The 12021-nt window shown below is 57.4% G+C and carries 10 protein-coding genes; 4 read left to right on the plus strand and 6 right to left on the minus strand.

What is annotated here, in order from left to right; genetic code table 11:
- Window positions 1-109: 109 nt before the first annotated feature.
- Window positions 110-544 carry a YhcB family protein gene (locus ACW9HW_RS25460; RefSeq protein ID WP_047533043.1) on the minus strand — a complete coding sequence of 145 codons (435 nt, stop codon included), beginning with the start codon at window positions 542-544 and terminating at the stop codon, window positions 110-112.
- 144 nt (window positions 545-688) lie between these two features.
- On the opposite strand from ACW9HW_RS25460, the gene ACW9HW_RS25465 reads away from it, so the two are divergent.
- The 3 genes from ACW9HW_RS25465 to zapE all read left to right on the plus strand — a co-directional run bounded on the left by ACW9HW_RS25465 (window position 689) and on the right by zapE (window position 3883).
- Window positions 689-1318, plus strand: coding sequence for an alpha/beta hydrolase (locus tag ACW9HW_RS25465; RefSeq protein WP_095192972.1), 630 nt, complete (start codon window positions 689-691; stop codon window positions 1316-1318).
- A 24-nt stretch (window positions 1319-1342) separates the two neighbouring features.
- Window positions 1343-2698: a tryptophan--tRNA ligase gene (locus ACW9HW_RS25470; protein ID WP_457402064.1), complete on the plus strand. Its 1356-nt coding sequence runs from the start codon at window positions 1343-1345 to the stop codon at window positions 2696-2698.
- 90 nt (window positions 2699-2788) lie between these two features.
- Entirely contained in the window at window positions 2789-3883 is a 1095-nt protein-coding gene (zapE, locus tag ACW9HW_RS25475; protein WP_095192974.1) for a cell division protein ZapE, read from the plus strand.
- 163 nt (window positions 3884-4046) lie between these two features.
- Here the strand turns inward: zapE and ACW9HW_RS25480 are convergent, their stop codons facing one another.
- The 5 genes from ACW9HW_RS25480 to ACW9HW_RS25500 all read right to left on the minus strand — a co-directional run bounded on the left by ACW9HW_RS25480 (window position 4047) and on the right by ACW9HW_RS25500 (window position 10603).
- Entirely contained in the window at window positions 4047-5042 is a 996-nt protein-coding gene (locus ACW9HW_RS25480) for an asparaginase (RefSeq protein ID WP_095193285.1), read from the minus strand.
- 77 nt (window positions 5043-5119) lie between these two features.
- Complete coding sequence (locus ACW9HW_RS25485) at window positions 5120-6319, minus strand: threonine/serine exporter family protein (protein WP_095192975.1); 1200 nt, start codon at window positions 6317-6319, stop codon at window positions 5120-5122.
- A gap of 17 nt (window positions 6320-6336) precedes the next feature.
- Complete coding sequence (locus ACW9HW_RS25490; protein ID WP_095192976.1) at window positions 6337-7224, minus strand: nitrilase family protein; 888 nt, start codon at window positions 7222-7224, stop codon at window positions 6337-6339.
- A 204-nt stretch (window positions 7225-7428) separates the two neighbouring features.
- On the minus strand, window positions 7429-9375 hold the full coding sequence (locus ACW9HW_RS25495) for a flavin monoamine oxidase family protein (protein ID WP_095192977.1): 1947 nt from the start codon (window positions 9373-9375) through the stop codon (window positions 7429-7431).
- Window positions 9376-9682: 307 nt separating this feature from the next.
- Window positions 9683-10603 (minus strand): GlxA family transcriptional regulator, encoded by a 921-nt coding sequence (locus ACW9HW_RS25500; protein ID WP_170948633.1) that lies wholly within the window; start codon window positions 10601-10603, stop codon window positions 9683-9685.
- A 220-nt stretch (window positions 10604-10823) separates the two neighbouring features.
- Here ACW9HW_RS25500 and ACW9HW_RS25505 point away from each other — a divergent pair, with 220 nt between their 5' ends.
- A complete protein-coding gene (locus tag ACW9HW_RS25505; RefSeq protein WP_095192979.1) occupies window positions 10824-11960 on the plus strand; it encodes an acyl-CoA dehydrogenase family protein in 1137 nt (378 codons plus the stop codon).
- The last annotated feature ends 61 nt before the right edge of the window (window positions 11961-12021 follow it).

Consider the following 12021-nt stretch of genomic DNA (forward strand, 5'->3'; position numbering starts at 1 on the left):
GGAGCGAGCCTGCTCGCGAAGAGGTCAGAACTGGCACCCAAAAAAACAGAAACAAAAAAGCCCCCGGACGATCACTCGTCCGGGGGCTTTTTATTGGCGCGAAGTCTAATTACTTCTTCAGGCCATAATGCTCATCGAGCATGCCCGGGGCATTCGGGGCTTTGGGTGCATAGTCGCGCGGTGGTTCCTGATTGCGCGGTGGCGTCAGGCGTTCCCGTGGAGCCTGCGCCGCGTCGGCGTGCAGGGAGGCCAGCAAGCGTTGGCGGGTCTGCTCGTCCAGGGCCAGGCGGTTGGCACCCTCGGCGAGATGATCCTGCACTTCCTGATAGCTCTGAGTCAGTTTCTTGACCAGTGTCGCAGTGCTGTTGAAGTGGGTCACCACCTCGTTCTGATAACTGTCGAAACGTTCCTGAATATCGTCCAGCTGACGTTGCGTGCTGCTAGGCGCGGCATTCGGCGCAAGGCGAGCGATCAGGAATCCAATGGCGACACCCACAACCAGGGCAAGAGTCGGCAACAACCAAACTAAGAGCGAGTGTTCCACGAGTCCTTCCTCTATAAACGGCTTTGCTTTACGTTAACGGCTCGAACCTGCGCTGTATACCGCGATTCACTCGCAATGGACAGCTACAGACAATTTGCTAGACGAGTCGACCCGATTCGAGGTCACGGAGTTCCTTCCTTGCTTATGCGTGAAACCCCTGTAGTGATTAACGGCCCGGTCGGGCAATTGGAAGCACTTTACCTGGACAATGAGCAGCCGCGCGGTCTGGCGCTGATCTGCCATCCGAACCCGGTGCAGGGCGGCACCATGCTCAATAAAGTGGTCTCGACCCTGCAGCGCACTGCTCGCGACGCCGGTTTGATCACGCTGCGTTTCAACTACCGCGGTGTCGGTGCCAGCGAAGGCACCCACGACATGGGCACCGGCGAAGTCGATGATGCCCAGGCCGTGGCCGAGTGGTTTCGGGCCAGACACCCCGACTTGCCCCTGACCCTGTTCGGTTTCTCCTTCGGTGGTTTTGTTGCCGCAAGTCTCGGCGGACGCCTGGAAGCGCAAGGCGAGCGGCTCAAACACCTGTTCATGGTCGCGCCGGCGGTCATGCGCCTGGGGGATCAGGATCAACTGCCGCAACACGGCGAACTGACCCTGATCCAGCCGGAAACCGACGAAGTCATCGATCCGCAAGTCGTTTACCAGTGGTCCGACAAGCTCGAACGTCCCCATGAGCTGCTGAAAGTGGCAGAATGCGGACACTTTTTTCATGGCAAGCTGACCGATCTCAAGGATCTGATCCTGCCGCGTCTCTCGAATTGATTGCAGTCTGACAAGCGATTACCCATGACGACCCGTACCCGCATCCTCACCGGCATCACCACCACCGGCACGCCGCACCTGGGCAACTACGCCGGTGCCATCCGCCCGGCGATCGTCGCCAGCCGTGACAGCAATGCCGATTCGTTCTATTTCCTGGCCGACTACCACGCCCTGATCAAATGCGATGACCCGCTGCGCATCCAGCGCTCGCGCCTGGAAATCGCCGCGACCTGGCTGGCCGGTGGCCTGGATGTGGACCGCGTAACCTTCTACCGCCAGTCCGACATCCCGGAAATCCCCGAGCTGACCTGGCTGTTGACCTGTGTCGCGGCCAAGGGCCTGCTCAATCGCGCCCACGCCTACAAGGCTTCGGTGGACAAGAACGTCGAGACCGGAGAAGACCCGGACGCCGGCATTACCATGGGGTTGTACAGCTACCCGGTGCTGATGGCCGCGGACATCCTGATGTTCAACGCGCACAAGGTGCCGGTCGGTCGTGACCAGATCCAGCACGTGGAAATGGCGCGGGACATCGGCCAGCGCTTCAACCATCTGTTTGGCCGGGGCAAAGAGTTCTTCACCATGCCCGAGGCATTGATCGAAGAAAGCGTGGCCACGCTGCCGGGCCTCGACGGCCGCAAGATGTCGAAAAGCTACGACAACACCATTCCGTTATTCAGCGGCGCCAAAGAGATGAAGGACGCGATTTCGCGGATCGTCACCGACTCCCGCGCGCCGGGCGAAGCGAAAGATCCGGACAATTCGCACCTGTTCACCCTGTTCCAGGCATTTGCCACTCCGGCACAGTCCGACGAGTTCCGCAGCGAATTGTTGCAGGGCCTGGGTTGGGGGGAGGCGAAGAATCGCCTGTTCCAATTGCTGGACAATGAATTGGGTGAGTCTCGCGAGCGTTATCACCAGTTGATCGAGCGCCCGGCGGATCTGGAAGACATCTTGCAGCACGGTGCGAAAAAGGCCCGTGCGGTGGCGACGCCGTTCCTCAACGAACTGCGCGAGGCTGTTGGCCTGCGTTCTTTCGTGGCTCAGGCGCAGGTGGCGACCACCACCAAGAAGAAAGCCGCGAAGGCCGCGCGCTTTGTCAGCTTCCGCGAAGACGACGGCAGTTTCCGCTTCCGCCTGCTGGCCGCCGATGGCGAGCAACTGCTGCTGTCGCGTAACTTCGCCGACGGCAAAACCGCCGGACAAGTGACCAAACAGCTGCAATCGGGTCAGGCTCTGGACGTGCGCAGTGAAGCCCTGAGCTTCAGCGTCTGGCTGGAAGGCGAGTGCGTTGCCGATAGCCCAGCGTTCGCTGACAGCACCGCTCGGGACGCTGCGGTAGAGGCGTTGCGAATTGCTCTGACGCCGGTTCCGGAATAATCCACGGCTCGGTCCTACCAAGGGCCGATTGCCATTCCCACGGGCCATCGCTACAGTGTCGGCCCGTTTTTGTTGCCTTGCTAACGAATTATGACGCCCCTAGAACGATATCAAGCTGATCTGAAACGCCCGGAATTTTTCCATGACGCCGCGCAGGAAACGGCTGTGCGTCATTTGCAGCGCCTGTACGACGACCTGGTCGCGGCCGAGCAGAACAAACCGGGCCTGCTGGGCAAACTGTTTGGCAAGAAGGATCAGGCGCCGGTCAAGGGCCTGTACTTCTGGGGCGGCGTAGGTCGCGGCAAGACTTACCTGGTCGACACCTTCTTCGAAGCGCTGCCGTTCAAGGAAAAGTCCCGTACTCACTTCCACCGCTTCATGAAGCGCGTGCACGAAGAGATGAAGACGCTGGGCGGCGAGAAAAACCCGCTGACCATCATCGCCAAGCGCTTCGCCACCGAAGCCCGGGTGATCTGCTTCGATGAGTTCTTCGTCTCCGACATCACCGACGCCATGATCCTCGGTACGTTGATGGAAGAGTTGTTCAAGAATGGTGTAACCCTGGTCGCCACCTCGAACATCGTGCCGGACGGCCTGTACAAGGACGGCCTGCAACGCGCACGTTTCCTGCCCGCCATTGCGCTGATCAAGCAGAACACCGAGATCGTCAACGTCGACAGCGGCGTCGATTATCGCCTGCGTCACCTCGAGCAAGCCGAACTGTTCCATTTCCCGCTCGACGAAGCGTCCCACGAAAGCCTGCGCAAAAGCTTCCGCGCGCTGACCCCGGAATGCACGGCAGCGATCGAGAACGATGTGCTGATGATCGAGAACCGCGAGATCCGTGCGGTGCGCACCTGTGATGACGTGGCCTGGTTCGACTTCCGCGAACTCTGCGACGGCCCGCGCAGCCAGAACGACTACATCGAACTGGGCAAGATCTTCCACGCCGTGTTGCTCAGCGGTGTCGAGCAGATGAGCGTCACCACCGACGACATCGCCCGACGCTTCATCAATATGGTCGACGAGTTCTACGACCGTAACGTGAAACTGATCATTTCTGCTGAAGTCGAACTCAAGGATCTCTACACCGGTGGACGCCTGAACTTCGAGTTCCAGCGCACGCTCAGTCGGCTGCTGGAAATGCAGTCCCACGAATTCCTGTCGCGGGCGCATAAGCCGTAACAAAGTTCGGTAAATGAAAAGGCCTGCATTGCAGGCCTTTTTTTATGACATCACCGCTGGACCCTGTGGGAGTGAGCCTGTTCGCGAAGAGGGAGTGTCAGTCGACCCATGTTTGATGGGTACACCGCTTTCGCGAGCAGGCTCGCTCCCACAGGGCTGTGTGTCAGTGTTGAAGATCGATGCCACTGCCGAGATACCGCGCCAACTCGTCCTGTCGTTGGCAGCCAAGCAGCAACCACAGCAGAATCCTTGCTTTGCGCGGACATAGAAAACCCGCCATCCACGCGCCCTTGCGGATTAAATCCATCTCACCGCCACTAAAGCCGTAAGAGGCGAGTGCGGTGGAGCCGGAACCGGTTCGGGTCGCAATGATCACAGGGATGCTTTCGCAGAGGTGCTCAATCACCGTCGCCCAACTCTGCGAGACATGGCCGGCGCCGAAACCACCAATCACCAGCCCGTCGTAACCGAGTGTGAGCATATTCTCCAGTAGCAGGGTGTCGGCTGAAAGTGATGTCTCAAGCATCGCAACCTTCTGTGTAGTCTGTTGCGGCCAGGGCAAAACCGTGCGTTGTCGCGGTGGGTGCAGGTAGAGAACGTGGTTTTCCAACAGCAGGCCTGCGGGTCCGACGATCGGAGAGGAAAACGCCTGCAACGCCAGTGAGTCCACTTTACGTACGCTACAGGCTTGATGAATCTGTCCGTTCATCACCACCTGAACACCACGTTGTCTGCTGCTCTGCGCCAGGGCGACGCGGCAGGCATCCAGCAGATTCGCCGGGCCGTCGGCCCCCGGCTGTGCTGCCGAACGCATGGCACCCGTCAGTACCAAGGGGATGTCATGGGGCCACAAGTAATCAAAGAACACTGCGGCTTCTTCGAGAGTGTCGGTCCCTTGAATGACCACGACACCGCCGGCGCCTTGGTCGACCTGAAACTTCGCCCAGGACAGCACTCTCAGCAAAAATTCGAAATCCAGAGAAGCACTGGGCAGCATGCCGAGGGTTTCTACGGTCACCTGGGCCAGCGTCGTCAGTTCCGGTATCGAGGCCAGCAGGGCTTCACCGCTGACGGTCGGGATTACACCTTCACCGGTATGCCTTGCTTGCATGCTAACCGTGCCGCCGAGCGCCGCGATGGCCAGTTTGGGCAGGTCCATGTCATACCTCGCTTGTTTGTGATGTAAAGAGGCTGCATCGGGTTTCAGGTCGCGATGCAGCCAAATGGCGGAGTGCATCAGTTCGCTATCAGGTACCCGATCAGCGGGACGATGAGTAACGTACTGATTGCCATCGACAGGACATTGGCGATGTAGGCGTGCATGTCGGCCGGTAATCGTTTGGCAATCGCACTCGCCAGAGGTGGCGCGAGCAATGCTCCCAGCAACGCGCTGGAAATGATGATCTGCCAACTGCCCCCATAGGCCAGGATCGCAGCGGGCACCACTGATACCAGAGGGATGTAAGTGGGGTACCAGCCGCACATCATCCATTGTCGACGCCAGATCAGCACACCGATGGCCGAGGTCAATGCCTGTGCACCTATGATGTGCAGCAGCAGGTCCGACCCGTACGCCGGGCTCAGGGGATTCAAGCTGTATGCCAGCAATGCACCCAGTAACAAGCCCAGACTGGCCAGTTCGTTGCCAAAGAACGGCGCTTCGGAGAAGTCCGCCAAAACCCGACGCATGGCCCAAACGACGCCATAGTCGGGGACCTTGATAGCGGGGGCGGTGGTGGGGGCGGGGGGCGTCCCGGATTGCCCGGACCTCACCAGGCTCGGACAGTAGCGGCAGAGCAGAAACGCCACGACGCTGGCAACCGCCATGCCCAGCACATTGCCGATCACTGCTGGCAAGGCCAATGGGTTACACACGTAGTTGACGATCAGCAAACACATCGGAGTGACGAATACAGCCCCCATGATTGCGCCGTTGATGGTGACTTTCCAGCCACCGCCAAACATCAGCACCATCGCCGCAGGCAGGGAGACGAACGCGGCAAACGTGGGTTGCCAGCTATCGGCAGTCACCGTCCAGCCCCACATCAAGTTACTCAGCAGCAGCCCGAGCAACGAACTGGTGATCAGCCACGGCCACAATCCAGTCCCATAGGAAATGGCAAATCCTTGCCAGGATCTTGCTGTTCTGTTCGCCCAATAAGCCAAATACGCCCCCGCCAAAAGACCGATCGAGGCGAACTCGTGTTTGTAGAAAGCCACTTCACTGATGTCGCCCAGCACCCAGCGCAACCAGGCACTTGGCTCGGGTAGCCCCGACACCATGTCGCTGTAACTCGGCCAATGAGCGGACCATAAGGAACGGTTAGTGAATGAAAGCCAAATAATCAACAACGTCGCGCCGACCATCAGCAAGGCGACTGCTGTATCAAATGGTGTTCTGCGGACTGGCTGTGCTTTGTCGGATGTGATTTCCATAAGTTCTGCTCCCTGAATCAGCGCGGGAGGCAGGAATGCTGGGTATAGCCGAGCATCTGATCGTAAAGATCGGCTCGGCGATCGCGATGCAGGTCGTTCAGATTGTTCCAGATGGGCGCACTGCGGGAGCTGGTCAGGTCGATATCGGCAAACAGGATTTCCTGCTTGTCTGCCGAAGCCACGGCACCCATTGGCCAACCATTGGTCCCGGCTATCAACGAGCAACCCAGGTAGCGCGCGCCGCGCTCCTCGCCGATCCGGCTGGCGGCGGCGATAAACACGTTGTTGACGTGAGCCGCGGTCATCGTCAAATACGAAGCCATGCACTTACCGGCATCATCGAATAGCGGCGGCGGTGTCCAGACCCAGTTGTTCAGGCTGCAAATGATGTCCGCGCCTTGCTGGCTGAGGATTCGCGGGACCTCCGGGAACCAGATGTCCCAGCAGATCAACAGCCCGATGCGGCCAATGGGGGTTTCAAAAACCGGAAAGCCCGAATCGCCCGGTGTGAACCAGAGCTTTTCCAGGTTCCACAGGTGGGCTTTACGGTATTTGCCGATAAATCCGTCGGGACCCAGCAGAACGCCGGTGTTGAAGAGCCGCATGCCGTCGCGCTCTACCAGGCCGGCTACGAGGTAGACGTTGTACTTGCGGGTGAATTCGCTCCAGGCCTGCACGCTTGGCCCGTCGGGAACAGGCTCTGCATGGGCGAAAGCGTCCTGCCGATTGCTGAAGAAATAGCCGGTATTGGAGAGCTCGGGCAGAACGATGAGATTCGCACCGCCGTTTACCGCTTCAAGTGCCAATTCCAGGCTGCGACGCAGGTTACCTTGACATTTTTCGATGCCGACTTGTGGATCGAATTGCACGACTGCTACACGAACTGGGCTTGTTGGCTCGCTCATTCTAACGACCTCTTTTTATTGTTTTACACGCTGTTTAATGACGTGGTCATAAGAGGGGAATCAGGAATCTGGCGAAAGTCAGCCACTTCCTTTTAGCTCGTAGTCCATTTCCCAAGATGGATGAGCAAGATGATCGGCTGCACTGTGTAGCAGGCACGGAAGGAGGAGCCATGGATAATGTCCATGGCTTTGAAATGGGGGCAGTCAGGTTTTGAGTTGGTAGTGCGGGTAATCACTCATGGAGAACCCGCCATTGAAGGTCGCAGCGGTTTTGTTACAGATATGAATGACCGCATCAATGGCACCGCGAAAACACGGCTCCGTCCAGCCGGCATCGACGGAAAATGATTCACCGGACAAATACAAACCTGATATATGCGCAAAGTCCCGGTTGTACTTCATCAGGCCGACAGCATCGTAGTAGGTGCCGGGGCGGTATAATTTTGCACAACCCAAGGCATTTTTATCGGTTATCCATCGTTGGACTACAGCTTGATCAATACCGATATAAGGGGAAATCCTTTCCTGGATATTGGTTGCGTTCATGAGGATGCGATCCAGCTCTTTAGCGCATCTGCTTACCAGTTCTTTATCGGTGAAAGTGGCGAGTTTGGTGGCGTCGTCCTCCCATGTGTAACTTAGAAGGATGCAGTCATAGGTGTAGTTATCATTGTAACGGTAGGTGTAAACATCATGGATAAAACTGTCGGTGACAATGGTTTGCGGGATTTTGGTGTTTGTCGAAAGAAATGATTTTTTTAACGGCGCGAAGACCTTGCAACTGGTTTCCCAGTGCGCCGTTTTGTAGGCATTGATTGTCTCGAAAGGCAGCATCTCCTGATTGAAGTTATCGAGCTTGATCCGAGTTTCGATCAGCCAGGAAGGGAGCGTTACGATGACCGAATCAAAGTCATCGAAGCGCTCTTGGGTTTGTTCGGGTTGGCTGTGTTTCCAATTGAAGTACACCCGTATTTTTTGGTTACTTAGTTTCTTAAGTTTGGTAACTGATGAATCGGTGAGTAACCCGTTGTTCCTTTCGCGGATGTATTCATAGACGGACTTGCCGGTTTGGTCGATGTCCATGAACATCAGGCATTCATCCAAAGCAGCAAGCCCAACGTAGCGAGGTCTGTCGAAACTCAGCCCCATCGAGTCAAAAACGGCTTCGCTGCTCAAGTGGGGAGAGTCCAGCGGGTCGCCCTTTGGGTCCACCCGACCATGTATCAGTTGCAGTTGGCTGCTGAATCCAAATATGGCCGTACGCAAGGGATAAAGGGAACAGACATCATAAAAGGCTCCCCAACTGCCATCACCGATGCCTATCGCGTAGAAAATAGCCGACTCCTCGGCAGACATGCCCATCCCGCCAAAATCACCGGGCGACCCTCTGTCCCAGGCTTGCAAGGCCGGCATACTGACCAGATCTCGAAATGAAATACTCTGATACTTGTCGACGATTGCGGCCCACATCGTCTCCCATTCGGGGCTGGCGTAAACCTCCGCGACGTGCCGGGTCATACGATCGGCAAAGGCTTTCCACTTGGCGTAGACCTTTTGAAGTTCTTCGCCGGGAGGAGGGGTCAAGCCATCCTGGTTTTTCCAGATCAACATTTGCGGCGCCGATCCACCGCCCACACTGCCTTCGCGAAGATAGATGCCTGTCGAGCTGACCCATTGGCTTCCGGGGTTGGCAAAGTCGGATAACACCAAGTCAAACGTTTTAGCGTAGTACGCCATCAGCGAACGGCCTTCTGTCGGTGCCTCGTCAGCCCGGTTGAAGAAGGGCATCCGCATGGCGCCCATTTCAAACGGTGTATGAGCCGCTGTGGCGTTTCGACTGCCAGGAACGGTCAGGTGCCTGCCGCCTATACGTCTGGATTGTTCGATTAGGGTGATATTGGTGAAACCGCAACGATAAAGTTCTCTAGCGGCAGTCAGTCCAGTTACTCCTGCGCCGATGATGCAGATTCTGTGCTGTGGGTCAGTTGCCCTTGCGATGCCATTTTCCTGTTCGACCAGCGTTCGATAGTCAAAGCACAAGTCTGGTGGGTTAGGGAAACGTGCTGCCCATTTGTTTGCAGTCGAGCGCTTCGTTCGAGCGCCATCGCGGGATACATATGAAGGGTAGTTGTAGCTTGATCCAATAGTCACTGTTGATCTTCCCTGATTAACTGATGGTGTTTGCAGGGAAACAGCTTGGAGTTTTGGGCAATGTGCGAATATGAGCAAATTCCGGTGCTACAGCGCACTGAATTCGATTTATTACGTAGGAAAAAGAAACCTGAAATAAGAAGGCCTGCATTGCAGGCCTTTTTTGTACGCTCTGTTTGGCTCACTACAACCTCTGTGGGAGCGAGCCTGTTCGCGATAGCGGAGTGCCAGCAAAGTGAATGTTGCATGATGCGACGCCATCGCGGGCAAGCCCGCTCCCACAGGGGATTTGTGTTTACTTAAAGTGCTACGCCGCTTGCTGAAACTGCTGCCGATACTGGTTGGGCGACAGTTCAGTATGTTGGCGGAACAGCCGGGCAAAGAAACTCGCATCGTCGTAACCCACTTCATAGCTGATGGTCTTGATGCTCTTGCGGCTGCCGGACAGCAGGCCCTTGGCGGTTTCGATGCGCAGGCGTTGCAGGTAGTGCAGCGGCTTGTCGCCGGTGGCGGTCTGGAAGCGGCGCATGAAATTGCGGATGCTCATGCCGTGTTCCCGGGCGACGTCTTCGAAGCGGAACTTGTCGGCAAAGTGTTCTTCGAGCCAGTGCTGGATCTGCAGGATGATCACGTCCTGGTGCAGTTTCTGGCCGCCGAAGCCGATACGTCCCGGCGAGTAGCTGCGCTGCACTTCATAGAGAATATCCCGGGCCACGGCCTGGGACACATTGGCGCCGCAGAACCGCTCGATCAGGTAGATATACAGATCGCAAGCCGAGGTGGTGCCGCCGGCGCAGTACAGGTTGTCTGCGTCGGTGAGGTGCTTGTCCTGGTTGAGGTAAACCTTCGGGAAACGTTCGGCGAAGGCACTGAAGAAGCGCCAGTAGGTGGTCGCTTCCTTGCCGTCGAGCAGGCCGGCCTCGGCCAGCCAGAACACTCCGGTGGCCTCGCCACACAGTACCGCGCCGCGGGCATGTTGCTGGCGCAGCCAGGGCAAGACTTGAGGGTAGCGTTGGCACAGGGTGTCGAAGTCGTCCCAGAACGCAGGGAGGACAATGATGTCGGCATTTTCCAGTCCGCCGTCCACTGGCATGATCACATCGCTGAAACTGTTCACCGGTTTGCCGTCGGGGCTGACCAGTCGGGTTTCGAAGGCCGGGACCAGGCCGTGGCCCAGCTGTTTGCCATAGCGCAGGCTGGCGAGGTGGAAGAAATCCTTGGCTTGCATGAGGGTGGAGGCGAAAACCCGGTCGATGGCCAGGATGCTGACGCGCCGCAGGGGCGTGGAGGCTTGGTTAGACATAATTCAACTTTATTCTTATAGGGGAAAGTGGTCACCAGACGGCTGGATCGTCTTATTTTTTGTCGGATGTGTCCAGTGTCCTGTATCGGACGCGGGGCTTAGTCTCTGAAGGTCAATCTCTTCTAAAAATAACGACAGGTGCCGCATGATCCCCAGAACCTTGTTCAGTTCCGAGCACGAGCTTTTTCGCGACAGCGTGCGAACGTTCCTCGAAAAGGAGGCCGTGCCGTTCCATGGGCAATGGGAAAAACAAGGCTATATCGACCGCAAACTCTGGAACAAGGCAGGGGAGGCGGGGATGTTGTGCTCGCATCTGCCGGAAGAATACGGCGGGCTGGGGGCGGACTTTCTCTACAGCGCAGTGGTGATCGAAGAAGTGGGGCGCCTGGGGCTCACCGGCATCGGTTTCTCCCTGCATTCGGACATCGTTGCGCCTTACATCCTGCATTACGGCAGTGAAACGCTGAAACACAAATACCTGCCGAAACTGGTTTCCGGGGAGATGGTCACTGCCATCGCTATGACCGAACCGGGTGCCGGTTCCGATCTGCAAGGCGTGAAGACCACTGCGGTGCTGGATGGCGACGAGTATGTGATCAACGGCTCGAAAACCTTCATCACCAACGGCTATCTCGCTGACCTGGTGATTGTCGTCGCCAAGACCGATCCGAAGGCGGGGGCGAAGGGTACCAGTCTGTTTCTGGTGGAGGCCGATACGCCGGGCTTCGACAAGGGCAAGCGCTTGGAGAAGGTCGGCATGAAGGCCCAGGACACGTCGGAGCTGTTCTTCCAGGATGTACGGGTGCCCAAGGAGAACTTGCTGGGCCAGGCCGGGATGGGGTTCGCCTACCTGATGCAGGAATTGCCTCAGGAACGTCTCACCGTGGCCATCGGCGGCCTGGCTTCAGCCGAAGCGGCGTTGCAATGGACGCTGGATTACACCCGCGAACGCAAGGCATTCGGCAAGGCAATTGCCGATTTCCAGAACACCCGTTTCAAATTGGCGGAGATGGCGACCGAAATTCAGATCGGTCGGGTCTTTGTCGATCGTTGCCTGGAACTGCACCTGCAAGGCAAGCTAGACGTGCCCACGGCGGCGATGGCCAAGTACTGGGGTACGGACCTGCAATGCAAGGTGCTCGATGAGTGTGTGCAGTTGCACGGCGGCTACGGGTTCATGTGGGAATACCCGATTGCCCGGGCGTGGGCGGATGCGCGGGTGCAGCGGATTTATGCCGGGACCAATGAAATCATGAAGGAGATCATTGCGCGGTCGCTTTGATTTGCAGGAACTGTCAGATCGTTTTCGCGAGCAGGCTCGCTCCCACAGGCCAGATGAGTTC

It is taken from the genome of Pseudomonas sp. SDO5532_S415, from assembly GCF_054071155.1.

Bases quoted from the DNA above. Each gene is read 5' to 3' on its own strand.
- ACW9HW_RS25465 (WP_095192972.1), top strand. From the start codon at position 689: ATGCGTGAAACCCCTGTAGTGATTAACGGCCCGGTCGGGCAATTGGAA.
- ACW9HW_RS25470 (WP_457402064.1), top strand. From the start codon at position 1,343: ATGACGACCCGTACCCGCATCCTCACCGGCATCACCACCACCGGCACG.
- zapE (WP_095192974.1), top strand. From the start codon at position 2,789: ATGACGCCCCTAGAACGATATCAAGCTGATCTGAAACGCCCGGAATTT.
- ACW9HW_RS25480 (WP_095193285.1), bottom strand. From the start codon at position 5,042: ATGGACCTGCCCAAACTGGCCATCGCGGCGCTCGGCGGCACGGTTAGC.
- ACW9HW_RS25485 (WP_095192975.1), bottom strand. From the start codon at position 6,319: ATGGAAATCACATCCGACAAAGCACAGCCAGTCCGCAGAACACCATTT.
- ACW9HW_RS25490 (WP_095192976.1), bottom strand. From the start codon at position 7,224: ATGAGCGAGCCAACAAGCCCAGTTCGTGTAGCAGTCGTGCAATTCGAT.
- ACW9HW_RS25500 (WP_170948633.1), bottom strand. From the start codon at position 10,603: ATGCAAGCCAAGGATTTCTTCCACCTCGCCAGCCTGCGCTATGGCAAA.
- ACW9HW_RS25505 (WP_095192979.1), top strand. From the start codon at position 10,824: ATGATCCCCAGAACCTTGTTCAGTTCCGAGCACGAGCTTTTTCGCGAC.